Source organism: Empedobacter sp. UBA6305, assembly GCF_002440405.1.
Classification (GTDB): domain Bacteria; phylum Bacteroidota; class Bacteroidia; order Flavobacteriales; family Weeksellaceae; genus Empedobacter; species Empedobacter falsenii_B.
Window position 1 is genome coordinate 17,934 of the sequence record NZ_DJTP01000026.1, and the last position, 21,258, is coordinate 39,191.

Here is a 21,258-nt window from a genome sequence, read left to right on the forward strand (position 1 = left end):
AAGGTTTTAGATGATATAATTGATATGTTGTTCTTTTTTTTGTTTTTTTATTTGTGGTTGATTCTCTTGATAGACAACAGAATCTTCTTCTATACTTTCTGTAATCCAAACATTTCCGCCGACTACAGAATTTTTTCCAATAATTGTTGTTCCTCCCAAAATAGTTGCTCCAGCATAAATTGTGACATTATTTTCTATTGTTGGATGACGTTTTTTATTAGCCAAATTCTTCGAAACATAAAACGCTCCTAATGTTACGCCTTGGTAAATTTTCACATTATCACCAATCAATGTTGTTTCTCCAATGACAATTCCTGTACCATGATCGATATAAAAGTTTTTTCCAATTGAAGCACCAGGATGAATATCAATTCCAGTTTTAGAATGTGCATATTCGGAAAAAAAACGAGGAAGAATAGGCGTATTTAAATTGTAGAGAATATGTGCTAAACGATGAATTGCAATTGCAAAAAAACCAGGATAGGCTAAAATGATTTCAATTTCCGATTTAGATGCAGGATCATTTGCATAAAAAACAAAAATTAGTTCCTCTAATTCTTGTCTAAGTTGTGCAAATTGTTCAAAAAAATATAAACTAATTTGATTCGATTTCTCCTCAGGAACAATTTTTAACAAAATAGAATTGAATTGATTGAGTAAATCTTCTTTCTTGTACAAAGGATTTGGTTGTTGAAAAATCTCATCATAAATAATGGATTCTATCAAAGGTTCTACTTCTTGTTTTCTAAATGGTAAACTGTATTTCGTAAGCTGATTCATTCTTCAATCTATAAACTCTATAAAAATAGTAGACAAATGTATTCATTTTTTTATTCTTGAAGAAGAAATTGTCATAAAAATGACAAAAACCATAAAAATGCCTTCGTTTTTATTATTGCTATGTAAGCATAATAATACACTATTTTGACTTTTATGAATAAAATTTATAATTATTTGTTTAAAAATATTTATTGAATTAAATGATTGATAATTAATGTTATAAATGAATTTTTATGTTTAAAAGAGATTATTTTTATAAAAAATAAAGCGTAGTGTTTTATTTACACTAAAAAATAGTTATTTTAGTGAAATAAATTTTAAAGGATAAAAATATGAAAAAATCAATTTTATTCGGATTATTCTTTATGTTGACATCTTTAATGTATGCGCAATCACCAATAGGAACTTGGAAAACAATTGATGATGAGACAAAACAGGCGAAGTCTTACGTAGAGATTTTCGAGAAAGATGGAAAACTTTATGGTAAAGTCACTAAGATTTTAACGAAAGGAAAAGAAGATGCAAAATGTACAGATTGTTCAGGAGCATTAAAAAATAAACCAATTTTAGGAATGCAAATTCTTTCTGGTCTTAAAAAAGATGGAAAAGAATGGAATGGTGGAAAAATCATTGATCCTAATAGTGGAAAGGAATACAAAGCAAAAATGTCTCTTAACGGAAATGATAAATTAGACGTAAGAGGTTTTATCGGGATTTCTCTTGTAGGAAGAACGCAAACTTGGCAACGAGTTAAATAAAAATCAAAACAAAAACGAAAAGGTTACTCTGAGTAATCAAACCCACAAAATTTTACTCTATAATGACTATTTCTAAAAGAATAGTCATTATTTTTTTTACGTAAATTTGTAACTTCAAAACTAAGGTTTTGATTTTCTAAAATACATCAATGAGTTTAACTAAAAGAGCGTTCTCGTACGCAAAACCATATAGAACTTCGTTTGTTACAGCGATTATATTCAATTTACTCTATGCACTTTTCAATGTAATTGCATTGGCTTTTATGATGCCAATTTTGAGTGTTTTGTTTGGTGAAAAATCACCTGGAGTTATCGCAAAACCTATTTATTCTGGTGATTTGGGTAATCTGAAACAATTTTTTTCAGATTATTCAGCTTATTATATGAATGAGCTTTCTCAAACTCAAGGACCAGTTTATGTGTTAGCGATTTCGTGTGTGATATTTATTATTGCATTTTTATTTCGAAATATTTTCAGTTTTCTTTCAGAAACTTGTTTGGTAGACTTACGTTCGGGTGTGACACGTGATTTACGTGTTGATATTCATAACAAAATTATTGATTTGCCAGTTGCTTATTTTACTGAAAAACGAAAAGGAGATATGATTAATCGTATTTCAAGCGATGTAAACGAAGTAGAATCTAACATCTTAAATTCAATTGTAGAGATTGTTCGTTCGCCAATTATGATTATTGTTTTCGTTGTAGTATTATTTACAGTTAGCTATCAATTAACAATTTTCGCTATTTTGGTTTTTCCGATTATGGGAACAATTATTTCGTTGATTGGAAAAAGTCTGAAAAAAGCTGCTGCTCATGCGCAAGACGAATTATCTAACATTATTACTTATGTAGACGAGACACTTTCTTCGCTTAAGATTATCAAAATTTTTAACGCAGAAGATCAAGTAAAAGGTCGTTTTGATGAATCGATTAATCGTTATCGAAAATATCTTCAAAAAGTAATGAAAAAACGTGCTTTGGCTTCACCAACAAGTGAATTTTTAGGTGCTGTTACAATTGGATTAATTGTTTTTTTTGGTGGTAAATTATCGTTAGAAGGAAATGGTTTAACAGGATCACAATTTATTTTTTATATCGCAACATTTTATACATTATTAGATCCGATTAAACGTTTTTCGAAAGCATTATCAGATGTACAAAAAGGAGAAGTTTCTGCAAAGAGAATTTTTGAAGTTTTGGATGCTGATGTTTCGATAAAAGATGTTCCAGATGCTAAAGGAATTGATGCGTTTGAAGATAAAATTGAGTTTAGAAATGTCACATTTGCTTATGGAAAACATAATGTGATCGAGAATTTTAATTTAACAATTAATAAAGGAGAAACCGTTGCTTTAGTTGGGCAATCTGGTTCTGGAAAATCGACTTTGGCGAATTTAATTACTCGTTTTTGGGATGTGAAATCAGGTCAAATTTTGATTGATGGAATTGATATCAAACATATAAAATTAAATGATTATCGCTTGTTATTTGGTTTGGTTACGCAAGATTCTATTTTGTTTAATGATACAATTTTTAATAATATTTCATTAGGTGATAAATCTCCAAATTTGGAAAAAGTAGAATATGCTGCGCAAATTGCAAATGCGGAAGAGTTTATTGTAAAAATGCCAGAAAAATATCAAGAGTCAGTAGGAGAGGGAGGTAGCAAGCTTTCTGGTGGACAAAAACAACGTTTAAGTATTGCGCGTGCGGTTTATAAAAATCCACCGATTATGGTTTTGGATGAAGCAACTTCTGCTTTGGATACGAAATCTGAAAAATTGGTACAAGTTGCCTTGAATAATATGATGCAAAATCGTACTTCTTTGGTTATTGCGCACCGTTTATCAACAATTCAGAATGCGGATAAAATTGTAGTAATGGAAGCAGGTAAAATTATTGAACAAGGAAATCATCATTCACTTATTGAGAAAAAAGGTGTTTATGCCAATTTGGTAAATATGCAGAATTTTGAATAAATGAAGTATATACAAACTAAAAACTCCGCTTTTAAGCGGATTTTTTTGTTATATTTTAAATCGATTTAATTTCAAAACCTAATTGTTTCCAGTCTTCCCAAAATGTTGGATAAGATTTTTCTACGACCATTTCATTCTCAATTCGAATTGGGTAAATTTGCGACAAAGGCGCCATACACATTGCCATTCTGTGGTCGTTATATGTTGCTAAAGTAGGCGTTTTTTCAAAATTATTATAACCTTCTATCGTTAATGAATCGTTTGTAATTGTTATAATTGCTCCAAATTTTTCCAACTCATTTTTAAGTGCGATTAAACGGTCGGTTTCCTTGATTTTTAGTGTTTCTAAACCAGTTAAATGACATTTTGTTTTCAATCCCACACAAGTTGCAGCAATTGTCTGTGCAATATCTGGAGTATTGATTAAATTTAATTCGATGATAGATTTTGGTATGAAATTATCTTCATTTTTCAATGTTAAAACTCCATTTTCAAAAGTTGAAATTACACCAAAATTTTCTGCATAAATATGTTGCAAAGCTGAATCTCCTTGTAAAGAATCTTCGAAATAAGTTGAGATTTTAATTTCAGAATTCTGCGATAAAGCAATCAAACTATAATAATATGAAGCTGAACTCCAATCAGATTCTACTTGTAATGTTTGAGCTTTGATGTTTTCAGTAAAAGGAATTTTGATTGTATTTCCTTCGAAAATTGCATTAATTCCAACTTTATTCAATAATTGAATTGTCATTTGAATATAAGGAATAGAAATAATTTTTCCATCCAAATTAATCGTTAATCCATTTTCTAATTTCGTTCCAATCAAACATAAAGCAGAGATATATTGAGAACTAATGTTAGAAGGGATTGTAATAGAATCTTTCGTTATTTTTTTTCCAACAATCGATAAAGGTGGATAACCTTCGTTTTCTTGATACGAAATTTCTGCACCCAGCTCATTCAAGGCATCAACCAAAACTTTTATTGGACGTTGTTTCATTCTTTCAGAACCTGTCAACGTTATTTTTCGTCCATCTTGAATAGAAAAATAAGCCGTTAAAAATCGCATGGCAGTTCCCGCGTGGTGAATATCAACTAAATCACTTTTGTTCGCTAACGCTTTTTGCATTAATTGAGAATCTTCTGAATTTGAAACATTTTCTAATGTCAAAACATTCTCAAATAATTGACTTAATAACAACAAACGATTGCTTTCGCTTTTAGAACCTGTGATGGCTAATTGATTGTTTATCGGAGATTTTAGAGCAGAAATTTCAATCATATTTATTTTAATTTATCATTATTTTGATGACGATCGTGGTCACGTTTTGTTTTATAATCTAATTTTTTGTAAAAAGCTGATTCTAAATCAACACCTGTTTGATTTGCCAAACAAAGCGCTACAAAAATAACATCTGCCAATTCTTCGCCAAGATCTTTGTTTTTATCAGATTCTTTCTCCGATTGTTCACCGTAACGACGCGCAATAATACGTGCAACTTCTCCTACCTCTTCAGTTAATTGTGCCATATTTGTTAATTCGTTAAAATAACGAACACCATGTTCTTTTATCCAATTATCAACGTCTGTTTGTGCTTGTTTAAGGCTCATCTTATTTTAAATTTTAAAAGTTAAAGGTACAAAAATAAAAAGCCAACTCGTATTTGGAGTTGGCTTTATTCGATGTTTAGAATATTTTTTATTGTTTTACCAAAATCACTTGCTGACTTTCTGCATTAATAATATTTGTTAAAAATTCTTTCAATGGTTTATAGTATTGTGCAGGTAAAATACTGTATGGAATAACTTTTTGGGCTTGAGCGATAATAAAACCATCTTTTTCAATTACTTTATATGCATATCCACCAGCTTGATCGGGCATTGTAAATTGCTTTTCAGTTGGTAAAGATTCGACTTTGTAACCTTCTGGAATTTTAATTTTAACTGTATTTGTATTCGTAGTTGGTGCACCAAACTCAATATTGTAATTACGTTGATCTAGATTTAAATTATGTTTTGTATTCGCAACAAATAAAAATGGATTGAATAATATTTTATTTCCAGCCACATCTACTTTTACATCATCAAATTTGAATTGATGACGAATTACATTTTGTTTGTTATCTTGTGTTTTAAATTCTGAAATTTCAAAATTATAATCTTCTACAAATTCTTTTTCGAACGCTTTTGGATCATCTGCGATTTCACTTTTATCAAACATATAAAAATAATTATCGCGAACATTCGAAAAAATTCCAGTTAATGTTCCGTCTGCTTTTAAATCTGCCGTAATTGATATTTTATCATTGGTCATAACCGAATTACGAAGAGGAACTTCTTTTATTCCTTTGTCATTTACCATAAATCCACGATCGTTAATTGCTCGAATTGGTAATAAATTAATTTGAGCATTTTTATCAGTTGCATCCATTAAATAAAATTCATTATCTATTGTTGCTCCAACAATTACATAATTCAATTTGCTACGTGAAGGAAACGAATAATTGATTAAACCATTTTGCAACGTACTCAAAACAATTGGATTTGCGTCTAATCCGGCTTTACGCAACATAGCTGTTAACATAAGATTGATATCCGCTGAATTTCCAGATTTTTCGTTAAATGCTTTTCGGATTCCTTTATCTGTATATTGACCTAAATAATCATTCCAAGCCATGTTGTTTTTTACATAATTGTAAATTGCTTGAGCTTTTTCAATATTTGTAGATTTTCCAACAATTGTAGCGTTTACAGTTTCATCTAAAAAATTATTCCCATTTAATTGTCGACCAAACTCTTCATGATCCATCAAATCTTTACCAATACGTTCCCATGTTGTAGAAAAATTTTCTGAAGTTCTACCAGGAGCAACAAAAGAAGCCAACTCAAACTGAATACTTGCTAGCATATTTCTTGGATTAAGCACATAAGCTTCGCGAGAATAAGAAGGTAAATTAGTTAATGAATAGGTTTGCGTGTCAATTTTTAATTTGTGGTTACTTGATGTCGCGCCTTGATTTCCCATATTTCCCCCAAAAGATGAAACACCTCTGTTTCCAAAAGAAGTAGTTGAAAAAGTATCATCTTTAGAATTTTTTGTTAATTTTGGAGCAAATGCACCTCTCAAATCTTGTTGATAATTAAAATGTTCTTGATTTTGCATCGTCAAATTACTCGCAACTACAGGAATTGATTGTTGAAAATACCAGGTATCCGTACTTCCATAAAATGGAGAAATAATTTCGTACGTATATTCTAAGATTGATCCATTTTTTACATTTGGAAAAGTAAACGTTTGTTTATCCATAAAACGATGAACTTTATCTAAAAAAATATCTTTTTTCTCGACTTTTTGTTCAACAATTTTTCCGTTTTCAAGGTTATAAGTAACCGCTTTTAAAGTAATCAATTTATCTTGATCTGATCCTGAGCTTTTGTAAAGAGGAATTTCTATTTTTAAAACATCATCAGGTGTTTTATCCTTATCAAAAACAATTACTCTATAAAAAACTTTTTTTGTTTGCTCAACACCGCCTTGATTGGTATTAAAACTAACTTTATAATTTCCGTCAGCATATAAAACTTCTGCTGGAGCATCAGCTTGAATTGTACTTTTTGTTTTCTCGAAATCTTGTTTAGATAGTTTTCCAAATTTTACATCTTGTGCAAAACTCGAAACAGTTGCAACTGTCGCAACAATCGTAAATATTGTTTTCATATTAGTGTTATAATTTTTCTAAAAGTAGTTTTGTGTTGTCGTAACCCGAAATTTGTCTTCTAAATTCTACATATTCGTTGTATTTTTCTTTCGAAAAAGTTCCAGAAAATTGTTTGTAAATACGTTTTATTTCGAATGCATTATTTTCTTTCGGATTGATTTCTAATTGATATTCTCCAAAAGCAGATTTCACGGTTATAGCATCAAATTTTTGTGGTAATTTATAACCAGAAGGAAGTGTCAATGTATACGAAACTTCGTCAACATATCCTGTCTCGATGTTGAAATCAAACTTTCTATCTTTCATTTTTTTGACAGAAGTCTCTTCTTTATTCACTGGAATAATATTCAGAATGATGTTATTTCCTTGAATTTTAGCATAATTTGGTGCTGAAAACTCGAAATTTGAAGTAAAAACAGCATTTTTCCAATCATTATTAAATTCTTTCTTTTTGAATGATATTCCTTGTAAGTAAGAAAATCGATTTTTTAAACGAACATCAAGATCTTTTTCGCTTAATTGATTAAATCTTGCAAAATTCTCATAAATCAAACCTTTGGAAGTTTCAGAAAAATCAAAATTTAATGTTCCATCTGCTAAAAGTGTTGCATTTCCATTGACGAATAATTGATTATCTTCTGTTTTGAATTGTTGCGAAGGAATAATTTTTCCGCCTTTTTCATCAACAATTAATACTTTTCTATTTCCTGCAAAATCACCTAAATAATTATAAGGAGCTGTTTGACTTGTTGCTTCTAACCAAATATCTTTTCCATTTAGAGGTATATAAACAATCATGTGATTTCCTTGTTGATACATCATTTGTTCATCAATATCAATTGGATTTCCAGCAAATAATATGGTGTGATACGATTTGATATTCACTGCATCTAACATTCCAATCATATAATTAGATAAGGCTTTGCAATCGCCATAACTTTTGCTCTCAACATAAGAATTTGGAAAAGGCGAAAGTCCTCCAATTCCCAGTTGTACGCCAATATATCGAACTTTATTTTGCAAATATTTGTACAAAATCTGAACTTTTTCTTCATCCGACTTTGCTTCTTTTACCATATTTTGAAAAACAGATTTTTGAGCTGGAGTAAAATCTAATTTTGTACGAATTAAATTATCAAAAGTCCATTTTCCGTAATCATTCCAATTGTCAAAATTTCCTTTAACACCATCGATATTGATTTGATTTGAAGCTAAAATAGCGCGAGGAAATATTTTTTGACTTCCAACCATTTGATCTTCTTCATTAAATGCCAAAACATTGTTTAATGAATAGCTCAAATTATTGTTATCTCCTGTTTTTGCAATGTCAAAACCTTTAAAATTATCTTCTTTCAATCGAATAGTTGAAGATGTTTTATTTACAAATTGATAAGACGATTTTTCGATTGATAAATTCGCTGCTCGTATAGGTGACCAACGCGGAATCCAAAGTGTATTTTTGTTCGTTGTAACAATTTTATAATGTATCGTGTAAGGATAATTTGTTGGTGTGTAATTCAAATATTTTATACGATCATCCGTGTACATTTGTCCACCTGTTACATAACTTTGGTCACCAAAATCTTTGGTCTTGAATTTTTTAATTTCTTTTCCATTTGCATCATACAAAGTTGCCTCGAATAAGTCAATTTTTGTATTTGCATCATAATTCGCTTGCGCACCAACATAATTATCGCCCGCTTTACTCAAAACCGTTACGACAACGTCTTCCGTATATTTTAATTCATCAACTTTTAGAAGTTCTATTTTTTCTTCATTTTTTCGTACAACAGCATAAGCATCTTTTATCAAATCGGCTGGAATTTGATCGACTGCATAGTTTTGCGCAAAAGAAAATGAACTAATAAAAAAAGTTGAAAAAAGTAGAGTTTGTTTCATTCAATATCTGTTAATCAAGTTATTCTTTATTTTTTGAATCGATAAAAATAGTTACAGGACCATCATTCAATAATTCGACTTTCATATCTGCACCAAAAATTCCTCTTTGTACAGGCTTGAAATTTGATTCTAAAACGTTCAAAAATGTTTCATATTGTACGTTTGCTATGTCCGGTTTTGACGCTTTGATATATGACGGACGATTTCCTTTTTTCGTAGACGCATGCAACGTAAATTGAGACACAACCAAAATATCTCCATTTGTTTGCTGTACATCCAAATTCATCACATCATTTTCATCATTGAAAATTCGGAGTTTAATTATTTTTTTCGAAATCCATTCAAAATCTTCCTTCGTATCATCAGGTTCAAAACCAACCAAGGCCAAAATTCCGCTTTCAATTTTTCCTGTTATTTCTCCATCTACCATTACAGAAGCATGTTGCACACGCTGTAAAATCACTCGCATAATTCTTGTTTTATTGATTTAAAATCGATTTGAATTTAAGAAATTATTAACAAATAAAAAAACGTTACAACTCATCTTTTAAATGTGTTATAACGTTTGTTGTAATTTAAGTTTAGAAAGCAATCGCTATAGGTTTAAGTTAGTTGGTTAAAATAGATTTCCTCATCTGCAATTATCGCATAATATAACTCATAGAGCTTTGACATTTTTTTTGCATTGATGATTTCTTGTTCTATATTTTTTATTCTGTTTTCTTTATTTTCAGAATTATCAAATTCAGCAATCCACAATTTATTTGGATTTAATGGTTTCCAATTTAAATCTTCTAAATGCAATAAAAATCTTTCTTTTTGTTCCTTTGTACATTCCTCAAAATCTAAAGCGATTTTTACGGATAAATTGCTCATTCAATTAATTTTAACAAAAATAAAATGAGAAATTGAATTATTTTTACGTGAAACCGTAATTTGAGAAAATAAAAAAGCCATTTCATAAGAAACGGCTTTTTTATTATTTTTCGGTATAAATATCTTCTTCTAAAAAAGTGAGATAATTTTCGTAGCGAGAAACTGCGATTTCACCAATTTCTACTGCATAACGTACAGCACATTTTGGCTCGTTAACGTGAATACAATTATCAAATTTACAATTGTGTTTCAGTTCTAAAATTTCAGGAAAATAACCTTGTAATTCGGTTTTGTCGATATGAACCAAACCAAATTCTTTAATTCCAGGCGTATCGATAATAAAACCTCCAAAAGGCCATTCGTACATCTGTGCAAAAGTTGTGGTATGTTGTCCTTTGCTATTAAAATCAGAAACTTCGTGCGTTTTTAAGTTTAAATCAGGATTTAAAGTATTCAACAACGTTGATTTTCCAACGCCAGAATGTCCCGAAACCAAACTTACTTTATCTTTCATTCGATCTTTTACAAGATCTAAATTTAGACCAGTTTCAGCCGAAATATCTAGACTTTCGTAACCGATAGAATTGTAAATTGATTTATAAATTTCTAACTCAGCCATTTCATTTTCTGTGTACGAATCCATTTTGTTGAATAAAATTACAACAGGAATATGATAAGCTTCGGCAGTAATCAAAAAACGGTCAATAAAACCAAACGAAGTTTTGGGATTAGAAAGCGTTACAACCAAAAAAGCAACGTCAATGTTAGATGCAATAATGTGCGTTTTTTTGGATAGATTAACAGATTTTCGAATGATGTAATTTTTGCGATCATGAATTTTTGTAATGACAGCAATATCATCTTTGTCAATCTCAAACTCAACCTCATCTCCAACAGCAATTGGATTGGTATGTTTGATATTGGCTATTCTAAATTTTCCCCTAATTCTTGCCTGATAGGTTATACCATCTTCGGTTAAAAGATGATACCAACTACCAGTAGATTTTATGACAATTCCTTTCAATATTGTTTAAATTTTTTCTTCTTTTTTTACCATAATTTGGTTTTGTTGCGCAACAGATTCTTGGTGAATTGCTTGCAATAATTTGTCAACAAAATCTTCAGATAAACCTAAAGAAACTCCTGCTTTTACAGAATTATCTTTGATTTGTTTCCAACGATCTGGCTGAAAAACTGCCACATTATGTTCTTTTTTCAATTCTCCGATAGAGTTTGCAACTTTCATACGTTGAGCAATTGCATCTAAAATAGAGTTATCTAATTCATCAATTTGATGACGTAAATTTTGAATTCCAGTTTTGTAAATTGCATCTGGATCATCAGAAACACGAATTTCTAAATCTTTTAAGATTTCTAATAAACGAGCTGGTGTTACTTGTTGCGCTGCATCAGACCAAGCTTCATCAGGATTGTTATGCGTTTCGATCATCAATCCATTGTATTCGAAGTTGAAGGCTTGTTGCGCAACATCGAACAATCCTGTTCTGTTTCCGCAAATATGTGATGGATCACAAATAATTGGCACATTTGGCAATTTATTTTTGAAATCTAATGCAATTTGCCATTGTGGGTCGTTACGGTATTTCGTCTTTTTGTACGTTGAGAAACCACGGTGAATAGCACCTAAGTTTTTGATTCCTTGACCTTCTAAACGCTCCAAAGCACCAATCCATAAATCTAAATCTGGATTTACAGGATTTTTAACCAAAACAGTTTTATCTGTATCACGTAAAGCTTCTGCAATTTCTTGTACAGTAAAAGGGTTTACTGTAGAACGAGCTCCAATCCATAAAACGTCAACATCATATTCTAACGCTAATTTTGCGTGATTTGCATTGGCGATTTCAGTTGCGATTTTCATTCCGAATTCGTCTTTTACTTTTTTCAACCAGTTTAACCCGATTGCTCCAACTCCTTCAAAACAGTTTGGTTTAGTACGAGGTTTCCAAATTCCCGCACGGAAAACTTGCACATAATCTTTGTCCAAATCTTCGGCGATTGTCATCATTTGTTTTTCACTTTCTGCACTACAAGGTCCAGCGATGATCATTGGTTTGTCGTATTCTTTTATCCAGTTATTGTTTTCCATAACATTTACAAATTTAAGGTTTAATATTTATTTTATTTGAGAGTAATTATTTATTTAATATTCGACGTATGTCGTTTGTGTTTTTTAAATATTGATGAATATCTTCTGCATCTTTTTCTTCGATCATTTTTCTGATTTTAGAAATTTGTGTTTGATAAGCATCAATAGCATTGAGTAAATTTTCTCGATTCTGAATCAAAATTGGCGTCCACATATCTGGTGAACTTTTTGCCAAACGAACTGTAGATTCGAAACCAGATCCAGCCATATCAAAAATTGCATCTTCATTCTTTTCTTCTTCCAAAACTGTTTGTCCTAAAGCGAAAGATGTAATATGTGAAAGATGAGAAACGTACGCAATGTGCGCATCATGCGCATCCGAAGTCATTGTTTTGACATTCATCCAAAGCGATTGATAAATTTTTCTCACTTTTTTTACTGCTTCTTTTTCGCTTTGTTCAACATCACACAAAATCGCAACTTTGTTTAAAAACAATTCAGGAAAAGCTGCTTTTGGCCCAGAATTTTCCGTTCCTGCGATTGGATGTGTAGCAACAAATTGTTTTCTTTTGAGGTGATTTGCTACTTTTTTACAAATTCCAGCTTTTGTCGATCCCATGTCCATTACAATTGTTTTATCATTAATTTGATCTAAAATTTCTGGTAAAACATTTTGAATTGAATTAATTGGAACTGCAATTACCACTAAATCTGATTGAGAAAGCGCTTCATTCAAAGGAGCAATTTCATCTACAATTCCTAATTCTAAAGCTTGTATTTGATGTTCAATATTTTGATCAACACCGATTATTTTTTCGGCAACACCAACTTTTTTTAACGCTAAAGCAAAAGAACCTCCGATTAATCCTAAACCGATTACTGAAATTGTTTTCATGCTTCTAATCTTTTCTTTACTTCAATCAACTTCTCGACGGGTGCGCAAAGTGAGAATCGAATAAATCCTTCACCATTACTTCCGAAAATACTTCCTGGCGTGATAAATACTTTTTTATCGTATAAAATTTCATCAATAAATTCTTTATCATCTTTTCCTTCTGGAAGCTTCGCCCAAATAAACATTCCTGCTGCATTGGGATTATATTTTACATTTAAGAGATCAGCGATTTCCCAAATAATTTTTCGTCTTTCTGCGTAAACTTTTGTCAACTCATCGTACCAAGAATCATCAACTAAAAGAGCTTTTGTAGCGGCTTTTTGTATAGCAAAATTCATTCCCGAATCCATATTTGACTTTACTTTTAGAATAGAATTAATAAAACTTTCTTTTCCAATCACCATTCCTACTCGCCAACCTGCAATGTTAAAGGTTTTGCTTAATGAATTCAGTTCGATACAAACATCTTTTGCACCTTCAATTCCTAAGATGCTTGTCGGTTCATCGTTCAAAATAAAACTATACGGATTATCATTTACGATTAAGATATTGTGACGAGTTGCAAACTCTACTAATTTTCTAAGAACGTCTTTTGGGGCTTTGGCTCCGGTTGGCATATGTGGATAATTGAGCCACATAATTTTTGGTTTTTGCTCGGCTAATTTTTCTAACTGATCAAAATCTGGAAGCCAATCATTTTCATTTTTCAAATCGTAGAATAAAGGTTCTGCTTGCACTAATTCTGTAACAGATGAATAAGTTGGATATCCAGGATTTGGAATTAAAACTTTATCACCTTCATTCAAAAATGCCATCGAAATGTGCATAATTCCTTCTTTAGAGCCCATAAGTGGCAAAATTTCTGTTGAAGGATTGGCGTCTACATCAAATTTGTTTTTGTAAAAACTTGCCATTGCTTCGCGCATTTCTGGAATTCCGCGATAACTTTGATAGCCATTGATTCCGTTTCGTGAACTTTTGATTAATTCCTCGATCACATCTGGATGAGGTTGTAAATCTGGACTTCCAATTCCTAATGAAATGATTGGAATGTCGGTTTTCATGTTCGCTATTTCTTGTAATTTTTTCGAGAAATAATATTCTTGAACACTTTGTAATCGTTGGGCTTCTGCTATCATTTTTTCCCCAGTTTATATTCGCCTAATATTTCTAAATCCGTTAACTTTCTTGCAATTTTTCCAAGCAATTCATAATATTGTTCTTTTTGCTCGAACGTAATGTCAATATGGAAAGAGTATTCCCAAGGTTTTTCAATAATCGGAACAGATTGTATTTTGTCCATATTTATTCCACATTCTGCAATTTGATTTAATACATCTACTAAAGCACCAGCTTTATGTGGAACAGAAAAACGCATCGAAACTTTATTGAAATCTTCGTAATCGTTGTGCTCGCGTTGCAATACAAAAAAGCGAGTAAAATTATCTTGAAACGTCTGAATACTTGAAGCTAAAATGTCTAATCCATATACTTCTGCCGCTTTTCTTGAGGCAATTGCAGCAACATCATTCAAATCTTGCTCAATAATATCTTTGGCTGTTAATGCAGTGTCGATATCATTTACAACGCGCCATGTTGGATGTTTTTCAAGGAACTTATCACATTGTAACAATGCCATTTGGTGCGAACGAACTTCTTTTATATCATCTAAAGTTTGTCCTTTTTTTACCATCAATTGATGTTGAATTGATAAATAAATTTCTCCAACAACTTTCAAATTATATTTCGTTAGCAATGCATAGTTTGGTAAAATTGCCCCAGCAATTGTGTTTTCAATTGCCATGATTGCTTTTTCAACTTTTCCCTTTGCAAGCGACTTTGCTAAAGTTTTGAATGTGTCGCATTCTACAATTTCGATGTCATTTCCTAAATAATTATTGGCAGCTTCGTGATGATATGAACCAATGTAACCTTGTATTGCAACTCTTTCTTTCATTTTTTTCCACAAAAAAAGTCCCACAAATTGCGGGACTTTATATTATCTTATTATGAATGTTAACAATCAATTTTGACAACGCAGTCCCTGCTCTCCTGGATAATATCCAAAAAAGTAAAAAAAGAATGCGTTAAAATAATTGAATGTTGCCATTTCGTTTTTCTAATTGTTCTACAAATCTAAAAAATAATTTTTCAGTTATCCAAATCTTTTTTGCTAATTTTATCGAAAATTTTTCATCAAATGGGAATAATCATTACAGATTTAGTAAAAAAATACGGTGAACAGATGGCTTTAGACAAAGTTTCGTTTTCTATCAATAATGGCGAAGTTGTTGGCTTACTTGGACCAAATGGAGCAGGAAAATCGACATTGATGAAAAGCATTACCAATGCAATAAATGCAGATTCTGGTGAAATTTCTGTGAATGATTTTAATGTTTCGACGCAGCCAATTGAATCGAAAAAGTTGATTGGATTTTTGCAAGAAAATAATCCATTGTACATGGATATGTATGTAAAAGAGTATTTGGAATTTGTCACAAATATTCGAAATGTGCCTAAATCAAAAATTGATGAAGTCATCGAAAAAGTAGGTTTATTACCAGAAAAACATAAGAAAATTCATCAATTATCAAAAGGATATAAACAACGTGTTGGATTGGCGCAAGCGATTATCTCGAGCCCAGAAATTTTGATTTTAGATGAACCTACAAATGGTTTGGATCCAAATCAAATTATTGAAATTAGAGAAGTAATTAAAGAGATTGGAAAGGAAAAAACAGTGATTCTTTCTACACATATTATGCAAGAAGTAGAAGCGCTTTGTTCGCGTGTAATCCTATTGAATAAAGGAAAAATTGTGGCAGATCAACCGATAGAAGAGTTTAAAGGACAATATAAAAACTTGGAAGAAGCTTTTCATGTTTTAACGCAATAAAAAAATCCGCTCATTGAGCGGATTTTTTTATGAATTATTTCTTTTTCAAGATAAAAACTTCTTTGATTTTTTCCGGATCAACTTTGTCGTTTTTCGATGTTTTTTCAAGTTTTGAAATCAAATGATTTACTTCTTCTTCAGAAGCTGGACCACCAAGATTTTCTCCATTTACGCGAGAATCTTCTAGAACTTTTCCGTTCGAATCTAGAATTACCCAAAAAGGTAAACCTTGATTTTTTCCACCTAATTTCTCATTGACAGCATCTCCGCCTGGCGTTTCTAAATTTTTCTTTTCTGCACGTTCTTGCACGGTAATAAATGTTTTGACATAATTCGCATCAAAATATGGTTTCACAGCTGGATCGTCCATATTTTTTTCCATCTTTTTACACCATCCGCACCAAGAAGCATGAAAAATTAAAAAGACATTTTTATTTTCAACCTTCGCTTGGTTTTGAGCTTTTGTTAATATTTCTGTTGCTGTTTGCGCGTTTACGATTCCTGCGAAAGCAATCATAAAACTTACGATTAAGGCTTTTAATTTCATTGTAATAAGTATTTAAGTAAATGTAAATAAATAATTGTATTTTCAATAAAAAATTAACACTTATGAAACATTTTTTAGGATTTATCTTTTTGCTATTTCTTGTGAGTTGCGCATCCAATAATATAAAAACAATTGAAGGAAAATGGAAACAAGATTTTTTGGATTATAAATCGAAAGTGGTAGAAGTTCCTTTGTCGAAAAGTGATGCGATTATGGATGTTTCAAGAAATAAATCAAAATTAAAAATAGAATTTGATTTTCATGACGATTATGAAAAAGATGTGACAGATTCTGTTGTGTTTAATTTTCCTCAACTCAAATTCAGAAAAATAAATCTTGATAAAACTTCTAATTATTATGATTTAACTTATAATGCGACTTGCGATTGTTTTTATGGTGAAATGAAATCATATTCTGGAAATGTATTAAATATAAAATTGAACAGAGTTTCTTCGGTTAAATAAATTTAATGGAAATCATTATCTTTGCACAAAATTATTAGAACATCGTTCTAATATTCAATCATTAAAAAAAGAGACAACATATATGAAATGTGGAATTGTTGGATTGCCTAATGTTGGTAAATCTACTTTATTTAACTGTTTGTCGAATGCAAAAGCGCAATCGGCGAATTATCCTTTCTGTACAATTGAACCAAATGTAGGAACAGTTTCTGTACCAGATACTCGTCTAAATCAGTTAGAAGCAATTGTAAATCCAGAGCGCGTTGTGCCTGCGGTTGTAGAAATTGTAGATATTGCTGGTTTAGTAAAAGGAGCAAGTAAGGGAGAAGGTTTAGGAAATCAATTTTTAGGAAATATCCGCGAGTGTAATGCAATTATTCACGTTTTACGTTGTTTCGAAAACGAAAATATTACACATGTTGATGGTTCTATTAATCCATTGCGTGATAAAGAAACAATTGATATTGAGTTGCAATTGAAAGATTTGGATACAGTTACAAAACGTATCGATAAATCTAAAAAAGCAGCAAAAGCAGGAAATAAAGACGAACAAAAAGTTGTAGAAGTTTTAACAGCTGTAATCGCTCATTTAGAAGAGTTGAAAAATGTTCGTGAAATGGATTTGGACGAAAAAGAGCAAGAAATTGTAGATTCGTTACAATTGATTACTTCTAAACCAGTTTTGTACTTATGTAATGTAGACGAGTCTGCTGCAAAAGACGGAAACGAATGGGTAGAAAAAGTGAAAGAAGCTGTAAAAGATGAACACGCAGAAGTGTTAATTTTAGCGGCACAAATAGAAGCTGATATCAACGAGTTAGAAACGTTTGATGAGCGTCAAATTTTCTTGGAAGAATTAGGATTAGAAGAGCCAGGAGTTAATCGTTTGATTCGTTCTGCTTATACATTGTTAGATTTAGAGACATATTTCACAGCAGGTGTAAAAGAAGTTCGTGCTTGGACAATCAAAAAAGGTTCTACAGGACCACAAGCGGCTGGAGTTATTCATACCGATTTCGAGAAAGGATTTATTCGTGCAGAGGTAATCAAATTTGAGGATTTTATTACATACGGATCAGAATCTAAATGTCGTGAAGCAGGAAAATTAAACGTAGAAGGAAAAGCGTACATCGTACAAGATGGTGATATTATGCATTTCTTGTTTAATGTTTAAGATTTAAATTATATCTATATAAAAAGCTCAATCGAAAGATTGAGCTTTTATTTTTCTACAAACTTTTCAAATTTTCTAAAGCCATTAAAAGTGTTTCATCCTTTTTAGCAAAACAAAATCGGATTACTTTGTTATCTGTTTTATCATGGTAAAATGCTGAAATTGGTATTGTCGCAACTTTATTTTTGATGGTTAACTGTTTTGCAAACTCATCATCAGATAAATCACTTATTTTAGCATAATTTGCACTTACAAAATAAGTTCCTTCGCAAGGCAAAACTTCAAAATTTGTTGAAGCTAAACCTTTAACAAATAAATCTCTTTTTTGTTGAAAAAAATCATTCAAATGCAAGTAATGATCAGGTTTTTCTAAATAATCTGCAATTGCATATTGTGATGGTGTATGCGTAGAAAAAGTATTGAATTGGTGACATTTTCTAAACTCTTTCATCAATTCTTTTTCGGCTAAAATATAACCGATTTTCCAACCAGTTATGTGAAATAATTTTCCGAAAGAACCTACGATGAAAATCTTGTCTTTTACTGATTTTAATTTTGCAAAACTTTGATGCGATTTTCCATCAAATGTAATGTGCTCATAAACTTCATCTGCAAGCAAATAACAATTTGAATCTTTTAGGATTTGTTCAAATTGTTTTAAATCATTTTCGGATAAAATTTTTCCAGTTGGATTATTCGGATTATTAACGATAATCAATTTCGTTTTATCATTAATTTTTTTCTTCAATTCTTCAAAATCGATAGAATATTCAGGATATTTTAGCTGAATTGGAACAATTTTTCCTCCAAATAATTCAACCGTTGGTTGATATAAATCGTAAGCAGGTTCAAAAATAATTACTTCATCATTTGGATGAATTAATGTAGAAACAACATTAAAAATCGCTTGACTTGCACCACTCGTAATGTTAATTTCATTCTGAAAATCGTAATCAGATTGATAAAGATTAGAATATTTTTCTGAAAGTAATACACGCAATTTTTCGACGCCAGTCATTGGCGCGTACTGATTGTAATTTTGTGTTGAATAATAATTTAAACGACTAATTAATTCAGAATCTGCATTAAAGTCAGGAAAACCTTGCGCTAAATTAATCGCTTGATGTTCATTTGCCAATTGACTCATTACCGAAAAAATGGTTGTCGAAACATTGGGTAGTTTAGATTTTATCATATTGGTAAATTAGGTCGTTTTTGCTCAAAATCAAAACAATGAACCTTAATATTTTTAGGAAATTTTTTCTTATTTTTGTAAAACTCGTTTAACACTCAACAACTCAAATGTCAGAATTAGATCAACAAGTAAATTATACGGAAGACAATATCAAAACCCTTGATTGGCGCGAACATATTCGCATGCGACCTGGGATGTATATTGGGAAGCTGGGAGATGGTTCGTCTCAAGATGATGGAATTTATATTTTGTTGAAGGAGATTGTAGATAACTGTATCGATGAATTTGTGATGGGTGCAGGAAAAACAATCGAAATTAATCTGCGCGAAGATGAGGTAACGGTTCGTGATTATGGACGTGGAATTCCGCTTGGAAAAATGGTTGACGCCGTTTCTAAGATGAATACAGGTGGTAAATATGATTCACAAGCTTTCAAAAAATCGGTTGGTTTAAATGGTGTTGGTACAAAAGCTGTAAATGCGTTGTCAACATCGTTTCGAGTGCAATCTATTCGAGATGGAAAAACACGTATTGCAGAGTTTGAGCAAGGGATTTTAGCAAATCAAGAAGATGAAAAAGAAACATCTTTACGAAAAGGAACTAAAATTACATTTATCCCAGATAAATCGATTTTCTTGAATTTTAAATTCAGAAAAGAATATGTAGACAAAATGTTGAAAAACTATGTTTACTTAAATCCAGGATTGAAAATTATTTTCAATGGAGAAGAATTCTTTTCGAAAGACGGATTGAAAGATTTATTGAATGATAATATCGAGGAAGAAACAATTTATGATATCATCCATTTGAAAGGAGAAGATATCGAAATTGCGATGACGCACAGCTCGAAATCATATTCGGAAACGTATTATTCTTTTGTGAATGGTCAAAATACAACGCAAGGAGGAACACATTTAACAGCTTTTAAAGAGGCTGTTGTGAAAACTGTTCGCGAATTTTATAATAAAAATTATGATCCTGCGGATATTAGAAAATCAATTATTGGAGCAATTTCGATCAAAGTAATTGAGCCAGTTTTTGAATCGCAAACAAAAACTAAACTTGGTTCGAATGAAATTGGACCAGGAATGACAACGGTTCGCACGTTTGTAAATGATTTTATCAAAACGAATCTTGACAACTTTTTACATAAAAATACAGAAGTTGCGCAAGCATTAGAACGCAAGATTAAACAATCAGAAACGGAACGAAAAGAGCTTTCTGGAATTCGAAAATTAGCGCGTGATCGCGCCAAAAAAGTTAGTTTACATAACAAGAAATTGCGCGATTGTCGTCAACATTATAATGATCCGAAAGCTGAATTACGTTTAGATACAACTATTTTTATTACCGAGGGAGATTCGGCAAGTGGATCGATTACCAAAAGTAGAAGTGTAGAAACGCAAGCGGTTTTTAGTTTGAGAGGAAAACCGTTGAATTCATACGGTTTGACAAAGAAAATTGTTTATGAAAACGAAGAATTTAATCTTTTACAAGCGGCATTAAACATCGAAGAAGGATTAGAAGATTTACGTTACAATAATGTTGTAATTGCAACTGATGCTGACGTCGATGGAATGCACATTCGTTTGTTGATTATTACATTTTTCTTACAATTTTTCCCAGAATTGATCAAAGAGGGACATTTGTATATTTTGCAAACACCACTTTTTCGTGTGAGAAACAAGAAGGAAACACGTTATTGTTATTCTGAACCAGAACGTATAAAAGCGTTGGAAGAAGTTAAAAATCCAGAGATTACACGATTCAAAGGATTAGGTGAAATTTCGCCAGATGAGTTCAAACATTTTATCGGAAAAGATATTCGTTTAGAACCAGTAATGATTGGAAAAGATCAAACCATCGAAAGTCTTTTAGAATTTTACATGGGAAAAAATACACCAACAAGACAAGAATTTATTATTAACAATTTGGCTGTAGAAGCTATTAAAAATTAGAA

General features: G+C 31.1%; 20 protein-coding genes. 6 read left to right on the forward strand and 14 right to left on the reverse strand.

Annotated elements, in window-relative coordinates:
- Positions 1-6: 6 nt before the first annotated feature.
- Positions 7-780: a serine O-acetyltransferase EpsC gene (gene epsC, locus B3M86_RS06800; protein WP_125348924.1), complete on the reverse strand. Its 774-nt coding sequence runs from the start codon at positions 778-780 to the stop codon at positions 7-9.
- A 332-nt stretch (positions 781-1,112) separates the two neighbouring features.
- On the opposite strand from epsC, the gene B3M86_RS06805 reads away from it, so the two are divergent.
- A complete protein-coding gene (locus tag B3M86_RS06805) occupies positions 1,113-1,538 on the forward strand; it encodes a DUF2147 domain-containing protein (protein WP_038333244.1) in 426 nt (141 codons plus the stop codon).
- Between the two features lie 149 nt (positions 1,539-1,687).
- The gene (locus B3M86_RS06810; RefSeq protein WP_180905440.1) at positions 1,688-3,520 is read left to right on the forward strand and encodes an ABC transporter ATP-binding protein; all 1,833 of its coding nucleotides are present in this window, start codon (positions 1,688-1,690) and stop codon (positions 3,518-3,520) included.
- 55 nt (positions 3,521-3,575) lie between these two features.
- Here B3M86_RS06810 and B3M86_RS06815 read toward each other — a convergent pair whose 3' ends face one another.
- The 11 genes from B3M86_RS06815 to B3M86_RS06865 form a co-directional block, all read right to left on the reverse strand.
- On the reverse strand, positions 3,576-4,805 hold the full coding sequence (locus B3M86_RS06815; protein WP_291075527.1) for a 3-phosphoshikimate 1-carboxyvinyltransferase: 1,230 nt from the start codon (positions 4,803-4,805) through the stop codon (positions 3,576-3,578).
- A gap of 2 nt (positions 4,806-4,807) precedes the next feature.
- A complete protein-coding gene (locus B3M86_RS06820; RefSeq protein ID WP_038333238.1) occupies positions 4,808-5,134 on the reverse strand; it encodes a nucleotide pyrophosphohydrolase in 327 nt (108 codons plus the stop codon).
- Between the two features lie 88 nt (positions 5,135-5,222).
- Entirely contained in the window at positions 5,223-7,241 is a 2,019-nt protein-coding gene (locus B3M86_RS06825) for a DUF3857 domain-containing protein (protein WP_291075529.1), read from the reverse strand.
- A gap of 7 nt (positions 7,242-7,248) precedes the next feature.
- Positions 7,249-9,141 carry a DUF3857 domain-containing protein gene (locus tag B3M86_RS06830; protein ID WP_291075531.1) on the reverse strand — a complete coding sequence of 631 codons (1,893 nt, stop codon included), beginning with the start codon at positions 9,139-9,141 and terminating at the stop codon, positions 7,249-7,251.
- 19 nt (positions 9,142-9,160) lie between these two features.
- The gene (gene dtd, locus B3M86_RS06835) at positions 9,161-9,610 is read right to left on the reverse strand and encodes a D-aminoacyl-tRNA deacylase (RefSeq protein WP_115002146.1); all 450 of its coding nucleotides are present in this window, start codon (positions 9,608-9,610) and stop codon (positions 9,161-9,163) included.
- Positions 9,611-9,744: 134 nt separating this feature from the next.
- Entirely contained in the window at positions 9,745-10,017 is a 273-nt protein-coding gene (locus B3M86_RS06840) for a hypothetical protein (protein WP_221854400.1), read from the reverse strand.
- Positions 10,018-10,120: 103 nt separating this feature from the next.
- On the reverse strand, positions 10,121-11,041 hold the full coding sequence (gene rsgA / locus B3M86_RS06845; protein WP_291075533.1) for a ribosome small subunit-dependent GTPase A: 921 nt from the start codon (positions 11,039-11,041) through the stop codon (positions 10,121-10,123).
- Between the two features lie 6 nt (positions 11,042-11,047).
- Positions 11,048-12,127, reverse strand: a complete 1,080-nt coding sequence (locus B3M86_RS06850) for a bifunctional 3-deoxy-7-phosphoheptulonate synthase/chorismate mutase type II (protein WP_291067863.1) — start codon at positions 12,125-12,127, stop codon at positions 11,048-11,050.
- Positions 12,128-12,173: 46 nt separating this feature from the next.
- Positions 12,174-13,022, reverse strand: coding sequence for a prephenate dehydrogenase (locus tag B3M86_RS06855; protein WP_280061853.1), 849 nt, complete (start codon positions 13,020-13,022; stop codon positions 12,174-12,176).
- The gene (locus B3M86_RS06860; RefSeq protein ID WP_291075536.1) at positions 13,019-14,161 is read right to left on the reverse strand and encodes a pyridoxal phosphate-dependent aminotransferase; all 1,143 of its coding nucleotides are present in this window, start codon (positions 14,159-14,161) and stop codon (positions 13,019-13,021) included. The genes B3M86_RS06855 and B3M86_RS06860 overlap by 4 nt, the downstream gene beginning before the upstream one ends.
- Positions 14,158-14,979 carry a prephenate dehydratase gene (locus tag B3M86_RS06865; RefSeq protein WP_219034020.1) on the reverse strand — a complete coding sequence of 274 codons (822 nt, stop codon included), beginning with the start codon at positions 14,977-14,979 and terminating at the stop codon, positions 14,158-14,160. Before B3M86_RS06865 ends, B3M86_RS06860 begins: the two co-directional genes overlap by 4 nt.
- 243 nt (positions 14,980-15,222) lie before the next feature.
- Here B3M86_RS06865 and B3M86_RS06870 point away from each other — a divergent pair, with 243 nt between their 5' ends.
- Entirely contained in the window at positions 15,223-15,918 is a 696-nt protein-coding gene (locus tag B3M86_RS06870) for an ABC transporter ATP-binding protein (protein ID WP_291075537.1), read from the forward strand.
- Between the two features lie 34 nt (positions 15,919-15,952).
- Here B3M86_RS06870 and B3M86_RS06875 read toward each other — a convergent pair whose 3' ends face one another.
- The gene (locus B3M86_RS06875) at positions 15,953-16,465 is read right to left on the reverse strand and encodes a thioredoxin family protein (RefSeq protein WP_291075538.1); all 513 of its coding nucleotides are present in this window, start codon (positions 16,463-16,465) and stop codon (positions 15,953-15,955) included.
- A 62-nt stretch (positions 16,466-16,527) separates the two neighbouring features.
- Here B3M86_RS06875 and B3M86_RS06880 point away from each other — a divergent pair, with 62 nt between their 5' ends.
- Together B3M86_RS06880 and ychF are read left to right on the forward strand one after the other, a co-directional pair.
- Complete coding sequence (locus B3M86_RS06880) at positions 16,528-16,929, forward strand: hypothetical protein (protein WP_280050663.1); 402 nt, start codon at positions 16,528-16,530, stop codon at positions 16,927-16,929.
- Between the two features lie 82 nt (positions 16,930-17,011).
- On the forward strand, positions 17,012-18,103 hold the full coding sequence (ychF, locus tag B3M86_RS06885; protein WP_125348936.1) for a redox-regulated ATPase YchF: 1,092 nt from the start codon (positions 17,012-17,014) through the stop codon (positions 18,101-18,103).
- Between the two features lie 55 nt (positions 18,104-18,158).
- On the opposite strand, the gene B3M86_RS06890 is transcribed toward ychF, so the two are convergent.
- Entirely contained in the window at positions 18,159-19,298 is a 1,140-nt protein-coding gene (locus tag B3M86_RS06890) for a methionine aminotransferase (RefSeq protein ID WP_114998290.1), read from the reverse strand.
- Between the two features lie 107 nt (positions 19,299-19,405).
- On the opposite strand from B3M86_RS06890, the gene B3M86_RS06895 reads away from it, so the two are divergent.
- Positions 19,406-21,256 (forward strand): DNA topoisomerase IV subunit B, encoded by a 1,851-nt coding sequence (locus tag B3M86_RS06895; RefSeq protein ID WP_125348938.1) that lies wholly within the window; start codon positions 19,406-19,408, stop codon positions 21,254-21,256.
- Positions 21,257-21,258 lie beyond the last annotated feature (2 nt).